Source organism: Neoroseomonas soli, assembly GCF_018129065.1.
GTDB classification, from domain to species: Bacteria; Pseudomonadota; Alphaproteobacteria; order Acetobacterales; family Acetobacteraceae; genus Neoroseomonas; species Neoroseomonas soli.
Genome location: NZ_JAAEDM010000024.1, coordinates 18,025 through 35,790, shown reverse-complemented (window position 1 = coordinate 35,790; position 17,766 = coordinate 18,025). Strand labels below are relative to the sequence as shown.

Below are 17,766 nucleotides of genomic sequence, written 5' to 3'. Positions count from 1 at the left end.
CAGCCCCCATCAAGTGGTCCGGGTGGGATTTTAATGGGCCACCGCCATCTGACCGGCTCCTGAGCCGGTCGGGCTCATCGCTGCGGGCAGGATCTCCGGGGCTGGCGGCCGGTAGCCCAGCGCGGAATGCGGCCGTACCCGGTTGTAGTGCCGGCGCCATTCCTCGATCAGCACCTGGGCTTCCCTGAGCGTGTTGAACACCTCGCCGTTCAGCAGCTCATCGCGCATCTTCCCGTTGAAGGATTCGACGTACCCGTTCTCCCACGGGCTTGCCTTCTCGATGTAGGCGGTGCGTGCGCCCACGCTGGCGATCCACGCCTTCACGGCCTCGGCGATGAACTCCGGCCCCTGGTCCGAGCGGATATGCGTGGGCGTCCCCTGCGTGAGGAACAGGTCCGCCAGCACGTCGATCACGTCCGACGAGGTCAGCCTCCGCCCCACGCGGATCGCCAACGCCTCACGCGTGAACTCGTCCACAACGCACAGCATCCGGAACTTCCGGCCATCTCGGGTCCGATCCTCGACGAAGTCGTAGGCCCAGACGTGGTTCGGCCGCTCCGGCCGCAGCCGAATGCAGGAGCCATCCGCCAGCCACAGCCTGCCGCGTTTCGGCTGCCGCTGGGGCACCTTCAGCCCCTCCCGACGCCAGATCCGCTCCACCCGCTTGCGGTTCACCGTCCAGCCGGCGTCCCGCAGCAAGGCCGTGATCCGGCGATAGCCGTACCGACCATAGCGCTTCGCCAACTCGATGATGTCGGCCGTCAGTCGTGCCTCATCCTCCGCCCCGCGCGGCACCTTCCGCTGCGTCGAGCGGTGCTGCCCCGGCACCGCGCAGGCCCTGCGCTCGGAGATCCCGATCTCGCGCACCACATGCTCGACGCAGGTCCGACGCCGCGCGGGGCTCACCATTTTCCCGACGCGGCTTCCTTCAGGATGACCTTCTCGAGCGTGAGGTCCGACACCGCCTTGCGCAGCCGCGCGTTCTCGCGCTCGAGTTCCCTCAGCCGCTTCACCTGGTCCAGCTTCAGGCCGCCGAACTCCGTCCGCCAGCGATAGTAGGTCGGCTCCGTCACGCCGATCGCACGCACCGCATCGCCCACCGTCTTCCCCTGGCCGATCATCACCTCCGCCTGCCGCAGCTTCGCTACGATCTCCTCAGGCGTGTGCGCCTTCTTCCGCCCCATTCCCGAACCTCCCATCACTGCCGCCGGACTACATTTCCGGCGGACCGCTTCTAGGGGGTCAGGTCATATTCGGAGGGCTTGTAGTCACCGCGGAGGAGGTCGGCGACGGACCAGATGAGGGCGGAGAGGGATTGAGTCTGGCTCATGCAGCGAGCCTATACCAGGACTGGTGATAGTGAACTGGTCCCGGCAGGCTCCGCGGCTCTTGGCCGTCTCCTGCCATACCGGTTTCAGGAATTATGCTCGGCTTAGCGGACCTTGGGCAGAAGGCCAGGCGGGCGCCAAGCAATTGACCATTTGGAACAACCGTCTAAATTCTCGGCTAGAAGCAGCCCTCTAATCAATTTTAATCGTCATTGCGCGGCAAGCATGCGGAGGGGCTGAAGTAATCAAGGTGCCTGCTCCGGGAGAACAACGTGCTTATCAAGTTTGTCGAGATTGCGAACTTTCGTAAGCTGCTATCGGTACGCATCGACCTCGCTGAGAAGCAGACTCTGTTCGTCGGCGCCAACAACAGCGGCAAAAGCTCGGCAATGCTCGCATTGCGGCGTTTCCTCGTACCGCGGCGCTGCCCGTTTGAGGTTCATGACGTTACGCTGTGTCATTGGCCGGCGATCGATCGGATCGGCCAGAGCTGGATCGATGCGAAGCGGGCCGATGAAGTAGTCGAACTCACGCTTCAGCCGTGGCTGCCGCTGCTACCCGCGCTCGATCTCTGGCTCGACGTGGACGCCGGGGAGATGCACCACGTTCGCGACCTGATTCCGACGCTCGATTGGGAAGGCGGTCTGCTCGGGGTGCGGCTCCGCTACGAGCCGACCAATCTCGGCGACCTCTACAAGGATTTCCTGGCCGCGGTCGCCGATGCCGAGGCGTTGCGCGCTGCCGCGACGCAGACGCACGCCGAGAAGATGGCGGCCGAGGGTCAGGAGATGCCCGAGCCCAAGCTCACGCTATGGCCGTCGACGCTGGTCGATTTCTTGAGCCGGCGGCTGGCCAAGAGTTTCACCATCCGCGCGTTCACCCTCGATCCCGCGCAGCTCCAGGCTCCGCTCAATGGCCAGGCGCGCCCGCAATCGCTGCCCGCCGCTTCGCTCAGCCTCGAGGGCGAACCGCTAAAGGGGCTGGTGCGCATCCACGATATTCCGGCGCAGCGCGGGTTCGGCGAGGAAGCGCCACGCGACGATGACGAGGATGCGCCGGCCGGATCGCCCGGCAGTCGGCTCTCCGATCAGCTGCGCAGCTATTATTCCAAGCACCTCGATCCGACCAAGGGACCGGACGTCAAGGATTTGGGGGCGTTGCAGGCGATCGAAGCGGCGCAGGACGCGTTCGATCAGAAGCTCACCGAGAGCTTTGAAGCGGCGTTCAGCGAAGTCGAGGACATGGGCTATCCCGGCGTCACTGACCCCAAGCCGAAGGTGTCGACACGGCTCAAGGCGATCGACGGCCTCAATCACTCCTCGGCGGTGACCTTCGTGGTCGACGTGACGCCGGCGGAGGGCGAAGCTGCGGTGCCGGTGCTGCGCCTGCCCGAGAACAACAATGGGCTCGGCTATCAGAACCTCATCTCAATGATCTTCCGGCTGATGAGCTTCCGGGATTCGTGGATGCGTGTCGGCAAGGCCGCGAGCACCAATCCCGCCGCCGTGATCGAGCCGCTGCACCTCGTCCTCGTCGAGGAGCCCGAGGCGCACCTCCATGCGCAGGTCCAGCAGGTGTTCATCAACAAGGCCTATGAGGTGCTTCGCGCCCATCCCGACCTCAAAGGCACCAAGCTGCGGTGCACTCAACTCGTTGTCAGCACGCATTCGAGCCATGTCGCGCATGAGGTATCGTTCGAATGCCTGCGCTACTTCCGGCGCCTGCCCGCCGGCATGGTGTCGCGGATACCGGTCTCTACGGTGATCAACCTCTCGGAGGTGTTCGGCGCGGGCAATGAGACGGCCCGGTTCGTGACGCGCTACCTGCGCGCGCAACACGCCGACCTGTTCTTCGCGGATGCCGCCGTCCTGGTCGAAGGGCCCGCGGAACGCATGATCGTGCCGAACTTCATCCGCCACAAATTCGAGGCGCTCAGCAAGAGCTACATCACTCTGCTCGAGATTGGCGGCAGCCATGCCCATCGCCTTCGCCCGCTGATCGACCATCTCGGCCTGCTGACGCTGATCATCACCGATCTCGACAGCCAAGTGGCCGGCACAACCACGTCGGCGCTACCCACGCCGGGTGCCGGGCAGACCACCAACAACACGACACTGCGGCAATGGGTGCCGGCGCAAGCCGACGTCGACGCGCTATGGGGAGCGACGCCGGCGGATCGAACGCTCGAACCCGCGGGCGACCCGCTGTTCGCGGTGCGCGCCGCCTATCAGCTGCCGGTCGAGGTGACGCTTCCGGGCGCCGCCGCGAGCGAGACGGCCTATCCTTACACGTTCGAGGATGCGCTCGCATTTGACAACCTCGCCTTCTTCGCCACGCTTCCGGGCTCGGGGCTGGTCGCCAAGTTCCGCGACGCGATCGCGGCAGGCGGCGGCGCGGCCGCGGTCGGCGCGGCGATGTTCGAGGCCCTCAAGACCGGCAAGAAGGCCGAGTTCGCGCTTGACGTGCTTGATGCCGAGACGTTCGAAACCCTGACGGTGCCGCGCTACATAGCGGAAGGGCTGACCTGGCTGCAGGAGCGGCTCAAGAAGAAGCAGATCGAGATCTTGCCGGCGATTGAGGGAGCGGCGGCATGACCGGCGAGAACGCCGACGATATGATTGATGCGGCGGCGGACGAGACCATTCGCGAATGCCTCGATCTCGCCGCGCCGCGCAGCTTCTTCCTCTACGCCGGCGCCGGCTCGGGCAAGACCCGGTCTCTGGTCCAGTCAGTACGCGACCTGTGCGAGCGCCAGGGCCGCCGGCTAACGCTGACCGGCCAGAAGATCGCGATCATCACCTATACCAAGGCCGCCCGCGACGAGATCGTGCAGCGGCTCGAATTCGATCCGCGGGTCGACGTTTCTACCATCCACGCCTTCGCCTGGTCGCTGATCGGCGGCTATGACGCCGACATCCGCAAGTGGCTCGACGCGAACCTACTCGCCGAGATTGCCGAGCTTGAGGAGAAGCAGGCGAAAGGCCGGGCGGGCAAGGCGGCGCTCGAGCGTGCGCAGTCGATCGAGAGCAAGACCCGGCGCCGCGAAGGTCTCCGCGAGATTCCGCGGTTCATCTACAGCCCGACCGGAGACAATCGCACGTGCGATTCGCTCAATCACGCCGAGGTTATCGCTATGACCGCGGCGTTCCTCAACGCGAAGCCGGGCCTGCGCCGGCTCCTGATCGCCCGCTATCCGATCCTGTTGATCGACGAGAGCCAGGATACCGCGAGGCGCCTCATGGACGCGCTGCTCGACGTCCAGGCGGCTTTCCCGGCGCAGTTCTGCCTGGGGCTATTCGGCGACACCATGCAGCGCATCTACGCCGATGGTAAGGTCGGCCTCGCCGAGGCGATCCCCGAAGCCTGGGCGAGGCCGCGCAAGGCAATGAACCATCGCTGCCCCAAGCGTGTGATCGCGCTCATCAACAAGATCCGCGCCGATGATGACAAACAGGAGCAACAGCCGCGCAGCGACTCGCCCGAAGGGACTGTCCGGCTCTTCCTCGCGCCTGAGACCGTCGCCAACAAGAGGGATGTCGAAGCGGCCGCTGCGACGAGAATGGCCGAGCTGACCGGCGATGAGGCTTGGCTCCCCGGCCGTAACGGGGTGAAGACGCTCGCGCTCGAGCATCTGATGTCTGCGCGCCGGTTCGGGTTCGAACATTTTTTCGGGCCGCTCTATGCCTATGAGCCGATGCGTACGGGGCTGCTCGACGGCACGGGCCGCGGTCTCGGCTTCTTCACCCGCGAGCTGCTCCCGCTCGCAATCGCGCTGGCGGCGGGCGACCGTTTCGCGATCGCGGCGGCGATCCGCCAGACCTCGCCGCTGCTCGATCGGCAGCGGCTGGCGGCAGCCGGGGAGAAGCAGCAGGAGGAGCTGGCACGCGCGAAGGCCGCGTGCGACGGGCTCAAGTCGCTGCTGCTGGCCGAGAACCCGCCGACCCTGCGCGCCGTACTGCGCTACGTGGCGGCGACCGAGCTGTTCGTCATTCCTGACGTGCTGCAACCGTTCGTCCCCGAGGTGCCTACGGATGCGGCGGCTGCGGAGCTGGAGGAAGACGCGAGCACCGAAGCGGGTGCTTGGCGTCGGGCGCTCGACGCGCCATTCCCCGAGATCGAGAAATATGATCGCTATGTCCGCGGCGTGTCGCAGTTCGATACCCATCAGGGTGTGAAGGGTCGCGAGTTTCCGCGCGTGATGGTGGTGATCAGCGACGACGAAGCGCGCGGCTTCCTGTTCAGCTACGGCAAGCTCATGGGGACCAAGGACAAGACCAAGACCGACCTCGAAAATGAGGCAGCGGGCGACGACACCAGCATCGACCGCACCCGTCGCCTTTTCTACGTGACCTGCAGTCGTGCCGAGGGGAGCCTCGCCATCGTTTATTATTCCGACAATCCCGGCCTGGCGAGCACCGCCCTCCTCGAGCGTGGCTGGTTTACCGACGACGAGATTGAGGTTATTGCCGCCTGAAAGGTCGATTGCGGACCCCGCCAAACGTAACCGCATGATCTCAATGCACCTAACAGACGGCGGCTTTCAGGATCAGGCCAAGCGGAAGTGAATGACTACGTTGGGCGCAGACCTTCGGTCGGTGACCTTGGGCGGGTCCCGCTTGGGTGAAGCACGGCGAATGGACATCGATCGTCTCGAGCAGCCCTGCGCAGGCGTCGCGGATGCGTTGGCGTTCCTCGCTGGCCTTGACCAGGCGCGCTGGCGGTGAGTTCGCCGCACGCGCGAGCTGCGGCGCTGCTCTTGCGCAGTTCGCGCGCAACGGCCCGTCAACGCAACTCCCAAAACTGCCGTCCAAAATGGACCAGGGGTTCGCCGCTGGGTACCTCGACGCCGATCACGTCGCCAACGACGATGCGATGATCGCCCCCTGGGTGGACGGCGGAGACCAGGCACTCTGCGAACCCGATCGCTCCGGTGATGAGCGCCAGGCCCGATTCCAGGATGCGGTGCTCGATACCCGCGAACTTATCGGGTCCGCGGCCAGCGAAGCGGAGCGCGATGTCACGCTGATCCTGGCCGAGGATATTGACGCAGAACCGCCGGCTCTCCATCAGCGGCTCCAGCGATGTTGAACGAGCATCGATGCAGATGATGAGTTGGAGCGGATCGAGTGACAGTGACGTTACTGCGCTCATGGTGAGCCCGAACGGCCGGCCTTCCGCGTCAATCGTCGTCACCACGGCAACGCCGGTCGCCCAATGACCGGCCAGGGAGCGGAATGCCGCCGGGTCGCACGGAGCCAGCCGAGGTCTCGCTTTGAACTGCGTTTCGCTCATGCTGCGTGCTCCCCGGAGGCTGCACTTCGCACCGTGCCGGATGTGGGGCCAAGTGGGAACACGAGCCCGCTGCTCGTCCAGCGGATCACCGGTAAGCCGTTCCGCTCCGCCAGCGCCAGGCAATGCCCGGACGATGCCGCGCAGCCTTCCTCGTCGAGGATGTCGCACCACGCGGCCGAACGGAAGCGACGTCCATCCTGGAGCCGCTCAACAATCATGTGCGCGATGTCCGGAAGCGGCGCGTCGTTGCCAGCAACGGGCCGCACCAGCATCGGCATGATATGGCCCGGAGTGACGAGGTCGGGTGCGCTCACGCCAGGGGCGCCGATCGTGCGCAGCGTGAGCGCTCGGTCTGCCGCCGAGATCCCGGTCCCGTCGCAGCATGCTGCCTCGACTGACACGAGAAATCCTCGCCCAATGCCTCGGTCGATCGGCCGCGCGCCGAGGCTGAGGCCCAGTCGCAGGGCGCTCTCCGCATCCAGCGTCGCGGAGACGATCCCGCGGCAATGCGTGGCCATGAAGTTGGCGAGGGATGGCATGGCAAGCCCGGCGACCGCGAAGGCAATACCGTGAATCCCGCTCGCATGCGCATTGCTTCGCACCAGGATGGCCGCGCGGCCCGCCAGCAGACGCGATTCCAATTCGCGGGGAATGTCGGATGATCCGCCTGCATCGCAATGTGCCGTGTCACGCGCAGCAACCACATCGTAGTTCGGATAGCCGTGCATGGCACTCCCCTCCGGGTATCCGCGGCGCGTCATTCGGTATTGCATGCGCGCCGCTCATGAGGCGATGCGAGAGGGCCGGCCGGCGGCCGACCCTCCGCAACTCCCTTCAAGGAACCAACGCGCATCCACCACCCGCGAGAGGGCGGAACGCCTCCTCCGCGGGAATGGTGGCGGCAACCTTCATCAGGTCCCACCCACCACGGCTTTCCGCCGGCGCCTTCACCTCGAGCAGATACGCGTCGTGGATCTTGCGCCCGTCGGGGCGGATGCGCCCGACACCGTGCACGTCGTCATCCGTCGGCATCGCCTTCATGCGCGCCACCGTCGCCGCGCCGTCGGCCTTCGCTGCGGCGACGCCCATATCCGCGGCCGCCTTCAGGTAGTGCAGCGTGTCGGAGTAAACGCCCGCCGATGCCGAACTCGGCCAATTGTGCGCGGTCTTGGAGCGGATTCGATCCATGAAGGCGCGCGTCCGCTGATTGGCGTCCCAATAGAAGCTCTCGACCAGCAGAACACCCTTCATCGCATCGAGGCCGAGGCGATGCACCTCGGTCGCGTACATCAGCAGCGTCACCGGCCGCATCCTGCGGTCGACGCCGAATTCGCGCATCTGCTTGATGGTATTGTAGGTGTCCGCGCCGGTCTGCGAGAGAGCCAGGACCTGCGCCCCCGAAGACTGCGCCTGCAGCAGATAGGCGGAGAAGTCGGTCGTCGCGGGAAACGGGTAGAAGATGCGACCGGAGACACGCCCGCCACCGGTGGTCACGAAAGCGGAGGCGTCACGCACCATGGCGTGCCCGAAGGCATAGTCGGCACCGAGAAAGAACCAGTTCCTCCCGTTCTGCCCCATCACCGCCGCCGTCGAGGCCTTGGCAAGCATGTAGGTATCGTAGGACCAATGGATTGTGTTGGGACTGCATTGCGCCCCCGTCAAGTCCGACGTGGCGGCACCGACAACCAGCATGACCTTGTTCTTGGCGCGCGCCACGCTGTTGACGGCAAGCGCTGTTGTGGAGGTGGAGACGTCCACCAGGCAATCCACGCCATCCTCGTCGAACCACCGCCGCGCGATGCCGGATGCGACGTCGGCCTTGTTCTGGTGGTCGGCGATGAGGACTTCCACGTCGATGCCACGTTCCGCAGCGCCGAAATCCTGGATCGCCTGGCGGCAGCAGGCCATGGAGGGCTCGCTGTTGTCCTTGTTCGGCCCCGACAGGTCGGTGATGATCCCGAGCTTGATCTTCGGGCGCGCCGACTGCGCGCGGCTCATGGCCGGCCAGCCCGAAGCCACGGCCGCGGCACCCATCAGGCTACGACGTGAAAACGACATTCTTCCTCCGATGATGGCTTTTATTTCCTGGACTACCGCAGTGCCGCAACCGGCTCAGGGAGGATGTCCCCCGTGACCGCTTCCGCGCCGCGGCGATAGCGTGCGGCCGGGTGCGGCGCGCGCAACCTCGGGCCCGAGCCGAACAGCTTCTCGCGCAGCGAGCCGGGTGAATAGTCGCGCTTGTAGATCCCGCGCCGCTGGAGCTCCGGCACGACGAGATCGACGAAATCGACGAAGGTCTCCGGCATGACCTGATACGTCAGATTGAAGCCATCGAGATCGGTCTCGCGGATCCAGGCTTCGAGCTCGTCAGCCACGCGCCCCGGGGAGCCGACGATGACCGGGCTGGCCCCGCCGATGCCGATGAAGTCCGCCACCTCGCCGACCGTCCAGATCCGGTCAGGGTCCGCGATGGTGAAGCGGTCGATCGCCGAATGGACCGCGTCGTTCCGGATGTGGCGAACCACGTCCTCGGACTTGCAGCCGGAGAAGTCGATCCCGGTCCAGCCGGACATGAGGACGAGGGCGCCCTCGTGGCTGACATAGGACTTGTAGTCCTCCAGCCGGCGCAGCGCGGCCTCGTCGGTTTCGCCGACGATCACCGTCATCATGCCGAAGACGAGGACATCGGCGGGATCGCGCCCCTGGGCCGCCACCTGCTTGCGCAGCCGCGCTATGGTGGGCCCCACGATCTGCCGGGATGGCGCGCCCACGAAGACGCATTCGGAATGCCCGGCCGCGAAGGCCTGGCCCTTGGAGGACGAGCCCGCCTGGTAGAGCACCGGCGTTCGCTGCGGCGACGGCTCCGAGAGGTGGATGCCCTCGACGTCGAAGTATGTGCCGTGATGCGCGACGCGGTGGACCTTCGAAGGATCCGTGTAGATGCCGGAGGCGCGGTCCCGCCGCACGGCGTCATCCTCCCAGCTGCCTTCCCAGAGCTTGTAGACGACCTCCATGTATTCCTCGGCGATCTCGTAGCGCGTGTCGTGCGCGACCTGCCGCGCCTGGCCCATGGCTTTGGCGGCGCTGTCGAGATAGCCGGTGACGATGTTCCACCCGATGCGCCCGTTGGTCAGATGGTCCAGCGTCGACATGCGGCGAGCGAATGGATACGGCGGCTCGTAGGAAAGGGTGCAGGTGACGCCGAAGCCGAGATGCTCGGTCACAGCCGCCATCGCGGGAATGATCAGCGTCGGATCGTTCACCGGCACCTGCACACCATTGCGCAGCGCCGCATCCGGGCTGGACCCGTAGACATCGTAGACGCCCATGACATCCGCGAGGAAGATGCCGTCGAACTTCCCGCGCTCCAGGGTCCGCGCCAGATCCGTCCAGTAGGCGAGCGAGGTGTAGTTCGAGGACGTGTCCCGCGGGTGCCGCCACAGCCCCGGCGACTGATGGCCGACGCAGTTCATGTCGAATGCGTTGAGCCGAATCTGCTTCGTCATCGGATGGATGCTCCTCCAGTGTCGTCTGAGCTAGGCACGCTAGGCATTCTGGTTCGCCGTCACGCCGTGGGGCTCCGCGGCCATGGCGCGCAGGCGCGCAATGGCGATGATTCCCATGGCCGGCCCCGGGACGAGCAGGAGCGGCACCCAGCGCCACGATCCGAGCCATTCGGCCGCAAGCGGCAGCAGCCAGATGGACAGCCCGGTCAGCGCAAAGCCGAGGCCGAGTTGGATGGTAAGCGCGGTGCCGACGAAGCGCGGATCGCCATGCTCGGTCACCATGGCCGAGAACTGGGCGGAGTCCGCGATGACCGAACCGCCCCAGACGAGCCCGACGGCGACGAAGAGGCAGAGCGGACCATCGAAGGTGAAGCCGACCAGGGCCGCGCACCCGCCCGAAATCGCCATGGCTCCGATGGTGACGGCCGGACGGCCCAGCCGGTCGGCCAGGTAGCCGGACAGGACGCATGCGGGCGCGCCTGCCGCGATGATGGCAAAGGTCAGCAAGGCAGCCGCCTGCGATCCGCCAACCGCCACGTCCAGCCGCATGCGGACGAGAATGAGCAGCCACGCCCACATCGCGTAGAGTTCCCACATGTGCCCGAGATAGCCGCCGGTCGCGAGGCGGAACGGCCGATTGGACAGGACCATGCGGAGATCCCGCGCACGGAACGCCGTCGTCGGAAACGGATGGGGACCGTTGCGAAGGCAAGCCATGGCTATCGCCGCGCCGGCGAGGGTCGAGATCGTCGTGGCGCGGATCGCGTCGCGCCAATGGAGATCGAGCGAAGCATCGATGAGGTGCGGCAACGCCGAGCCGAGCGTCAGCGCGCCGATGGCCGTGCCGAGCGCCAGGCCACGGCCCTGGCGAAACCAGGTCGAAAGCAGCTTGAGCGCGGGCGGGTAGACACCGGCGAGGAAGACGCCCGTCAGGATGCGGCAGGGTATCGCCAGCATGGCATCCTGCGCGAGGAGCAGCGCGGCATTGCTGGCTGCGGCCCCCACTGCGCTGACCGCCATCAGGCAGTTCGGCGCCACCCGGTCCGAGAGGCCCGTCAGGGCCGAAGCAAGCGCCCCGAGCACGAAGCCGACCTGGACCGAGATGGTCAGCCACGCCGCGACCGACGCGGACAGGCCCCACTCGACGCGAAGCTGCGGCAGCACCGCCGTCGCCGAGAACCAGGTCGCAAGCGACAGCACCAGGCACAGGGAGACCCCTGCCAACGCGCCGAAGCTGCGCAATGCCGCCTGCTGGCTACCCGCACGCACATCCGACGCCACTGGGGTCAAGACGCCTCCGCCGCGCCCGTCAAGGCGTTGCGGTCGCAACTGCGGAATGGCGCTCTGGGTCGTGCCGTCGGGCCGGGCATGGTCTCGTTCCTGGACGCCACATGCTTGCGTGTCGCCACACTCGCAGACAAACGAATATATTTTGGGCATCTCCTATCGTTTTTTTCGATAGATTGGTCCTCCGCACCCAGGGCGAAGGTTGGCCATGAACATCAAGCAGCTTGAGGCCTTCCTCGCGATCGCACGGCACGGAAGCTTCGCCGAGGCCGCCGAGAGGCTGAACCTCACGCAATCCACCGTCTCCGTCCGGATGAAAGAACTGGAGCAGGGCCTGGGGGTCGTGCTCTTCGATCGGTCCAGGCGCCAGGTCCAGTTGACGCCGAAGGGGCGGGAATTGCTGGACTACGCGGACAGGGCGATCTCGCTGCAGCGGGAGATCCGCCTGCACGTCGGCTCTCCCGAGGCGATATCGGGTGTCGTGCGCATCGGCGTCGCGGAACTGATTGCCGTCACCTGGCTACCGCGCTTCGCCGCCATGGTGCGGGAGCGCCATCCGGGCCTCGTCCTGGAGTTCGAGGTGGCGATGAACCCATCCATGCTGAGCGGGGTTCGATCCGGCGACCTCGATGTCGCGCTTGTCATCAGCACGGATTCCGCCGGCGATCTCAGGACGCGCGATCTCGGGAGCGTGCCTTTCGCCTGGATGGCGGGCGCAAGCTTCGATCTGCCCGACCGGATCGTCACGATCGATGATCTCCGGCGATGGCCCATCATCTACCAGGGGACCGACTCGTTCATGAGGCAATTGGTCAGCAGGCTCCTGCACCTCAGCGGCAGGAGCCAGCGGACCGGCACCTCCTGCAACAGCCTGGCAGCGCTGGCATCCCTGACCATCGCCGGCATCGGCGTCAGCCTTATGCCGCTGGAGACATCGGAGCGGGATATCAAGGAAGGCCGCCTCCGCATTCTTCCAATGAAACCGCCACGCATCGACGTAGGCTATGCCGCCGTATGCACGGAGGCGGCGAGTTCGCCAGCCGTGAACGTCTTGATGGATCTGGCCATGGAGGCGAGCACCTTCCGCCATTGATCCTCGCCGCGCCCGAAAGGCATTGTCGGGAAGGGGCAGGCGCGGCGGGCAGAAGCTGCAGCGCAGAGCAGGATAGGTATTGACGACCCGAGGAAATCCCCGAAACGCTTCTGATGTCATGCCCATAAAGTCGCTGGAGTTCCGCCACCTCGAGGCATTCCGAGCCATCATGCGCACCGGTACCGTGACGGGCGCGGGGGCGATGCTTGGCGTGTCCCAGCCAGCCGTTAGCCGCCTTCTGGCGCAGACGGAGAAGCTGGCGGGATTCCCTCTATTCGAGCGCGTGCGCGGCCGGCTCGTGCCAACCGCCACCGCCCAGGCGCTTCACGAGGAGACGGAACGCATCTTCACGGGCATCGAGGAGGTGAGCGCGCTCGCTGCGCGGCTGCGCGCGCAATCTCCCCGCCGGATTGTCATCGGTTCCCTTCCGACCCTGACGCTGTCTCTGCTGCCGAGCGCCGTGGCCGCATGGCGGGCAGCCGGGCGCCGCGAGACGCTATCGATCCATTCGCGCGCCGCAGGAGCGGTGGTCGGCCTTGTCACATCCCGTCAAGCAGACCTTGGCATCGCGAGTGGCGTGCCCCGCATCCCAGGCCTGCGCGCCAACCTACTGATCCGCACCCGTGCTTGGTGCGTGATGCATGCGGGCCACCGTCTTGCCAAGAAGACAGTCGTCCATGCCGCGGACCTGAATGGCGAGGCCTTCATCGCGCTCTCGCGTGAGGAGGGACGCCAGGCGCTGATCGAAGAGGCCGTGCGCGGAAGTGGTGCGCAACTCGCAGAGACGGTCGAATGCCGCATGACTGCGGGCGCCGTCGCGATGGCGGTGGCGGGCGTCGGTATCACCATTGCCGATGCTTTCGCGGTCGACGGCTACCTTGATCGCGGGCTGGTCCTGAGGCCCTTCGAGCCGGCCGTGACCTTCGACTACCGGCTGATTTGGCTCGAGGAGATCCGCGACGATTTCGGTCGCGCTGCGCTGGCGCAAAGCATGCGCAGCGCAGCGCGCGTATTGGTCGAACGCGTCAACGCATCAGCGGCTGCGCGATAAGCACCACGGCCATTGCATAACCGTTTGGTATGAGACAGTCCCGGCGTCGTGGGGCAGCCTTACTGTCGCATGAGTGAAACATCTGGCCCCTTCGCCCCCGGCTTCGTCGAGCGCCCCTATTGGTGGGAGGCGGCGCCCCCGACCCTCGCCGAGATCCCGCTGCCGGACACCGCCGAGGTCGCGATCATCGGCGGCGGCATCGCCGGCCTCGCCACCGCGCTCGAACTCGGCCGCAACGGCATCAAGGCGCTGGTGATCGACCGCGAGCCGATCGGCTGGGGTGCGTCCTCGCGCAATGGCGGCGCGCTGAGCGGCGCGGGCAGCCTCGGCAAGGTGCGATCCGACCTGGTCGAGGCCTTCGGCGCGAAGTTCGTCTCGGAACTCGCCGCCGAAGGCGAACAGGCCTTCGAGGATTTCGAGGCACTGGTCCAGCGTGAGCAACTGGACTGCCAGTACGTCCGCTGTGGCCGCTTCGTCGGCGCCCATGCGCCCAAGGCGATGGAAGGGCTGAAGCGCCGAGCCGAGATGATCAACGCGACCGGCAGCGAGGAAGCCTTCCTGGTGCCGCGCGAGCGCGTGCACGAGGAGATCGCGACCGACCGCTACTACGGCGGCATGCAATTGCTTCGCGCCGCGTCGCTGGATCCGGCGAAGTATGTGCGCTCCCTGGCGCAGGCGGCCGAGCGCGCGGGCGCGACCCTGGTCAGTGGCGTCGAGTTCCGCGGGCAGCATCGGAAAGCCGACGGTTCCTTCCTGGTCGAGACCAGCCGCGGCCCGATCCGTGCGCGCCACCTGATGATGGCGACCAATGGCTACACCGGCGCGGCGGCGCCCTGGCACCGGCGCCGATTGATCCCGGTTGCGAGCTACATGATCGCCACCGAGCAGATCGGTGAAGAGCGTGTTCGCGCCGTCCTGCCGAAGCTGCGCGTCTATGGCGACACCAAGAAGATCCTCTACTACTTCCGCCCCTCGCCGGATTACACGCGCGTGCTCTTCGGCGGTCGCGCGAGTTTCGTCGATGGCGACACGCGGCGTTCCGCGGCGACGCTTCACCGCTTCATGACCGACCTGATGCCCGACCTCGCGGACGTGCGGCTGACGCATTCCTGGAAGGGCAATGTCGCCTTCGCCTTCGACATGATGCCGCACGTCGGCGTGCATGACGGCATCCACTACGCCATGGCCTGCAACGGCAGCGGCGTCGTGACTATGACGCATTTCGGGCGCGTCGCGGCGCAGCAGATCATGGGCGGCGGCAACAGTGTCTCGGCCTTCACCCGTCTGAAGTTCCCCACTAAGCCCTTCTACAACGGCACTCCCTGGTTCATGCCGATTGTCGGCACGGCCTATCAGCTGCGCGACCGGTTGGATGGCTGGCACGTGAAGGGACGCCGCTGATGGGCCGGCACCCCTATTTCACGCACACCGAGTTCGAGGTGCGCCTGGCGCGTCTGAAGGCGCGCATGGCGGCCGCGCAGGTGGATGTCGCACTGTTCGACGAGATCGAGGCGATGACCTGGATCTCCGGCTTCGGCAGTTCGGCCAATCGTTGGCGTTGCGTCGCCATCCCGATGTCGGCCAAGCCGTTCTTCCTGATCCGCGCCCTGGACGCCTCGGTTTGCCGCGAGCGCAGCTGGATCGAGGACGTGCCGACCTATCGCGACTGGGAGGACCCGATGCCGGTCCTCGCCCGCACCTTGGCGGCGCGGGGTCTCGCCAGCGCGCGCATCGGCCTCGACTTCGAGAGCTACGGCATGTCCGTCCGGCGCTTCGCCGCGATGAAGACGGCGCTGCCGGATGCCACCTTTATCGACATCGGCGCGGTGATCGCGGAACTGCGGCTGATCAAGTCCCCTGCGGAGATCGAGCTGCTGCGACGCGCCGCGCGCATCGCCGACCAGGCGCTTCTCAATGCCGCCGAGGTCTGTCGCCCCGGCGGCACGCAGCGCGAGGCGGCCAAGGTCGCGCAGATGACCTTCGTCGAAATGGGTGGCGATCCATATCGCCCCGGCCCGATCACAGCCGGGCGCGGCTGGGACTTCCTGCACGGGCATCTCGGCGATGAGCCGCTCGCTAAGGGCGATGTGGTGCACATCGAACTGACCCCGCGTATCCACGGATACAGTTCCCGCGTGATGCGCTGCGTCGTGCTCGGTGAGCCGGAGCCGGAACGCCTGCGCGCCGCCGCGATCCTCGCAGAGTTGCAGGACCGCCAGATCGCGACGATGAAGCCGGGCACCCGCGCAACGGATGTCGATGCCATCCTGCGCGACGGCGTGATCGCCGCCGGGCTTCGCAGCACCTATGACAACATCACCGCCTATACGCTCGGCCTCTATGGCGATGCGGGGCCGCGCACCAGCGATTTCACCCGCATCTTCCATCCCGGGGCGGAGTGGGAACTGGAGGCCGGCATGGTGTTCCACGTCTATGCCTCGGCCGGCGGCGCGGCGCTGAGCGAATCCGTCCTCGTCACCGAGAATGGTCCCGAATTGCTGACCGGGCTGCCGCGCGGCCTGCTCGTCAACGCCTGAGAGGAAGCTGCATCATGTTCGAAGTCGTCGATACCGGAATCGTCCGGTCGAAGGGTCCCATCAGTGGCACCGTCCGCAAGGGCAATCTGATCTTGACCGCCCAGATCCCGAAGGATCCGGTCACCGGTGTGATTGTGTCCGGCGACATCGAGACGCAGACGCGCCGGACCCTCGCGAACCTGAAGATGGCAATCGAGGCCGCCGGCGGCACGCTCGCCGACGTCATGATGGTGCAGATCTTCCTGATCGATCCGGCCGATGCCGCCGGCATGAACCGCGTCTATGCCGAAACCTTCGCCGAGCCCTATCCCTGCCGCGCGACCGTCGTGGCGAAGGAACTGCTGGCGCCAGGTATGCGTATCGAGATCATCGCCCAGGCCCATCTCGGCTGATGGCTGCGCCGAGCGTCATCGTCCTCGGTGCCGGGGTCGCCGGGCTGTCGGCGGCGCTGCCGCTCGCGCGTGCGGGCTGCGCGGTGACGGTCATCGATCCGCTGCCGCCCGCGGGCGGGGCATCCTTCGGCAATGCCGGTCTGCTCAGCCCGGAGACGGTGGTGCCGATCGCGCTGCCGGGCATGCTGCGCAAGGTGCCGGGCTGGTTGCGCGATCCGCTGGGACCGCTGGTGGTGCGGCCATCCTATCTGCCGAAGGCCACGCCCTGGCTGCTGCGGTGGATCCGCGCGGGTCGCATGGATCGCGTCCTCGCAGTATCCGACGCGATGCGTGCGCTGCATCGGCCGTCCCTGCATGTCTGGCGCGACCTGCTGGGGTCTGCGGGCTATGCTGATCTGGTGCGGCAGGCCGGTCAGGTGCAGGTCTGGGACGAGACGACGGAGACGCCGACAGCGGCCGTCGAACGCCTGCTGCGCGAACGGCATGGCATCGAGACACAGCTTCTCGGCGCGGATGAGCTTCGGCAGATGTATCCGGGCATCGCCCGCCACGTCTCGCGCGGGTTGTTTGTGCCCGGCAACGGGCATCTCGTGAACCCGGCACGCGCCGTACGCCAGGTCGCCGAGAATCTGCTGGCGGAGGGGGGCACCATCCTCGCCGAGCGGGCGATGAAGCTGATCCCCCGCGAGGGCAGTCGCTGGATGGTGATGACCAACATCGGCAACCATGAGGCAGATCACATCGTCGTCGCCGGCGGTGCCTGGTCGCGGTCGCTGCTCGACCCGCTCGGTCTTCGCGTGCCGCTCGAGACGGAGCGCGGCTATCATCTGATGCTGCCCGAGCCGGGTGTCGCGCCTTCGCCGCCGCTCCTCTACAAGTCGCGCGGCTTCGGCGTGACGATGATGGAAGACGGGCTGCGCGTCGCGGGCACGGTTGAGATCGCCGGCCTGGATGCCGCGCCCGACGAGCGCCGCGCCGAGGTGCTGCTGCGCCAGCTCCGCGCCCTGTTCCCTGACGTCCAGGCAGGCACGCCGAAGCTCTGGATGGGCTTCCGGCCATCCCTGCCGGACAGCCTGCCCGTGCTAGGTCCGGTGGCGCAGCATCCCGGCCTGCATCTCTGCTTCGGTCACAGCCATTTCGGCATGACCGGCGGACCGACGGGCGGCAAGCTCGTTGCCGATCTCATCCTCGGCACGAAGCCGGCCTTCGATCCGGCACCCTACAACGTGACGCGCTTCGCATGAGCGCACCATCGGCACCAACCACAACCCGAGGAGAGG

Annotated in this window: 15 protein-coding genes; 8 read left to right on the top strand and 7 right to left on the bottom strand. The window is 66.5% G+C overall.

Annotation, left to right across the window (positions count from 1 at the left end; all coding sequences use genetic code 11):
* Window positions 1–30 precede the first annotated feature (30 nt).
* Window positions 31–1,184 (bottom strand): IS3 family transposase gene (locus GXW76_RS11115; protein WP_211862092.1). Its coding sequence is split into 2 segments (ribosomal slippage): window positions 31–917 and window positions 917–1,184, totalling 1,155 coding nucleotides; the frame shifts between segments, so codons are not numbered across the junction.
* Window positions 1,185–1,234: 50 nt separating this feature from the next.
* Window positions 1,235–1,330 (bottom strand): type I restriction-modification system subunit M N-terminal domain-containing protein, encoded by a 96-nt coding sequence (locus tag GXW76_RS25695; RefSeq protein ID WP_246514117.1) that lies wholly within the window; start codon window positions 1,328–1,330, stop codon window positions 1,235–1,237.
* A 270-nt stretch (window positions 1,331–1,600) separates the two neighbouring features.
* Here GXW76_RS25695 and GXW76_RS11110 point away from each other — a divergent pair, with 270 nt between their 5' ends.
* Both GXW76_RS11110 and GXW76_RS11105 read left to right on the top strand, forming a co-directional pair.
* Entirely contained in the window at window positions 1,601–3,922 is a 2,322-nt protein-coding gene (locus GXW76_RS11110) for an AAA family ATPase (protein ID WP_211862091.1), read from the top strand.
* Complete coding sequence (locus tag GXW76_RS11105; protein ID WP_211862090.1) at window positions 3,919–5,802, top strand: UvrD-helicase domain-containing protein; 1,884 nt, start codon at window positions 3,919–3,921, stop codon at window positions 5,800–5,802. The genes GXW76_RS11110 and GXW76_RS11105 overlap by 4 nt, the downstream gene beginning before the upstream one ends.
* Before the next feature lie 308 nt (window positions 5,803–6,110).
* On the opposite strand, the gene GXW76_RS11100 is transcribed toward GXW76_RS11105, so the two are convergent.
* The 5 genes from GXW76_RS11100 to GXW76_RS11080 form a co-directional block, all read right to left on the bottom strand.
* Entirely contained in the window at window positions 6,111–6,620 is a 510-nt protein-coding gene (locus GXW76_RS11100; RefSeq protein ID WP_211862089.1) for a flavin reductase family protein, read from the bottom strand.
* A complete protein-coding gene (locus GXW76_RS11095; protein WP_211862088.1) occupies window positions 6,617–7,348 on the bottom strand; it encodes a 3,4-dihydroxy-2-butanone-4-phosphate synthase in 732 nt (243 codons plus the stop codon). Before GXW76_RS11095 ends, GXW76_RS11100 begins: the two co-directional genes overlap by 4 nt.
* A 106-nt stretch (window positions 7,349–7,454) precedes the next feature.
* A complete protein-coding gene (locus GXW76_RS11090) occupies window positions 7,455–8,618 on the bottom strand; it encodes an ABC transporter substrate-binding protein (protein ID WP_246514116.1) in 1,164 nt (387 codons plus the stop codon).
* Window positions 8,619–8,710: 92 nt separating this feature from the next.
* Window positions 8,711–10,126 carry an LLM class flavin-dependent oxidoreductase gene (locus GXW76_RS11085; protein WP_211862086.1) on the bottom strand — a complete coding sequence of 472 codons (1,416 nt, stop codon included), beginning with the start codon at window positions 10,124–10,126 and terminating at the stop codon, window positions 8,711–8,713.
* 39 nt (window positions 10,127–10,165) lie between these two features.
* Window positions 10,166–11,407: an MFS transporter gene (locus tag GXW76_RS11080; RefSeq protein WP_338150940.1), complete on the bottom strand. Its 1,242-nt coding sequence runs from the start codon at window positions 11,405–11,407 to the stop codon at window positions 10,166–10,168.
* Window positions 11,408–11,621: 214 nt separating this feature from the next.
* Here GXW76_RS11080 and GXW76_RS11075 point away from each other — a divergent pair, with 214 nt between their 5' ends.
* The 6 genes from GXW76_RS11075 to GXW76_RS11050 all read left to right on the top strand — a co-directional run bounded on the left by GXW76_RS11075 (window position 11,622) and on the right by GXW76_RS11050 (window position 17,730).
* The gene (locus GXW76_RS11075; RefSeq protein WP_211862084.1) at window positions 11,622–12,506 is read left to right on the top strand and encodes a LysR family transcriptional regulator; all 885 of its coding nucleotides are present in this window, start codon (window positions 11,622–11,624) and stop codon (window positions 12,504–12,506) included.
* 118 nt (window positions 12,507–12,624) lie between these two features.
* Entirely contained in the window at window positions 12,625–13,557 is a 933-nt protein-coding gene (locus GXW76_RS11070; RefSeq protein WP_211862083.1) for a LysR substrate-binding domain-containing protein, read from the top strand.
* Window positions 13,558–13,626: 69 nt separating this feature from the next.
* Window positions 13,627–14,958 carry an NAD(P)/FAD-dependent oxidoreductase gene (locus GXW76_RS11065; protein WP_211862082.1) on the top strand — a complete coding sequence of 444 codons (1,332 nt, stop codon included), beginning with the start codon at window positions 13,627–13,629 and terminating at the stop codon, window positions 14,956–14,958.
* Window positions 14,958–16,094: a M24 family metallopeptidase gene (locus GXW76_RS11060; RefSeq protein WP_211862081.1), complete on the top strand. Its 1,137-nt coding sequence runs from the start codon at window positions 14,958–14,960 to the stop codon at window positions 16,092–16,094. The genes GXW76_RS11065 and GXW76_RS11060 overlap by 1 nt, the downstream gene beginning before the upstream one ends.
* A gap of 14 nt (window positions 16,095–16,108) precedes the next feature.
* Window positions 16,109–16,486: a RidA family protein gene (locus GXW76_RS11055; protein ID WP_211862080.1), complete on the top strand. Its 378-nt coding sequence runs from the start codon at window positions 16,109–16,111 to the stop codon at window positions 16,484–16,486.
* On the top strand, window positions 16,486–17,730 hold the full coding sequence (locus GXW76_RS11050) for an NAD(P)/FAD-dependent oxidoreductase (protein ID WP_211862079.1): 1,245 nt from the start codon (window positions 16,486–16,488) through the stop codon (window positions 17,728–17,730). The genes GXW76_RS11055 and GXW76_RS11050 overlap by 1 nt, the downstream gene beginning before the upstream one ends.
* Window positions 17,731–17,766 lie beyond the last annotated feature (36 nt).

Coding starts and splice junctions, on each gene's coding strand:
- GXW76_RS25695 (WP_246514117.1), bottom strand. CDS start 1,330: ATGAGCCAGACTCAATCCCTCTCCGCCCTCATCTGGTCCGTCGCCGAC.
- GXW76_RS11060 (WP_211862081.1), top strand. CDS start 14,958: ATGGGCCGGCACCCCTATTTCACGCACACCGAGTTCGAGGTGCGCCTG.
- GXW76_RS11105 (WP_211862090.1), top strand. CDS start 3,919: ATGACCGGCGAGAACGCCGACGATATGATTGATGCGGCGGCGGACGAG.
- GXW76_RS11050 (WP_211862079.1), top strand. CDS start 16,486: ATGGCTGCGCCGAGCGTCATCGTCCTCGGTGCCGGGGTCGCCGGGCTG.
- GXW76_RS11090 (WP_246514116.1), bottom strand. CDS start 8,618: ATGAGCCGCGCGCAGTCGGCGCGCCCGAAGATCAAGCTCGGGATCATC.
- GXW76_RS11070 (WP_211862083.1), top strand. CDS start 12,625: ATGCCCATAAAGTCGCTGGAGTTCCGCCACCTCGAGGCATTCCGAGCC.
- GXW76_RS11100 (WP_211862089.1), bottom strand. CDS start 6,620: ATGAGCGAAACGCAGTTCAAAGCGAGACCTCGGCTGGCTCCGTGCGAC.
- GXW76_RS11085 (WP_211862086.1), bottom strand. CDS start 10,126: ATGACGAAGCAGATTCGGCTCAACGCATTCGACATGAACTGCGTCGGC.
- GXW76_RS11055 (WP_211862080.1), top strand. CDS start 16,109: ATGTTCGAAGTCGTCGATACCGGAATCGTCCGGTCGAAGGGTCCCATC.
- GXW76_RS11075 (WP_211862084.1), top strand. CDS start 11,622: ATGAACATCAAGCAGCTTGAGGCCTTCCTCGCGATCGCACGGCACGGA.
- GXW76_RS11065 (WP_211862082.1), top strand. CDS start 13,627: ATGAGTGAAACATCTGGCCCCTTCGCCCCCGGCTTCGTCGAGCGCCCC.
- GXW76_RS11095 (WP_211862088.1), bottom strand. CDS start 7,348: ATGCACGGCTATCCGAACTACGATGTGGTTGCTGCGCGTGACACGGCA.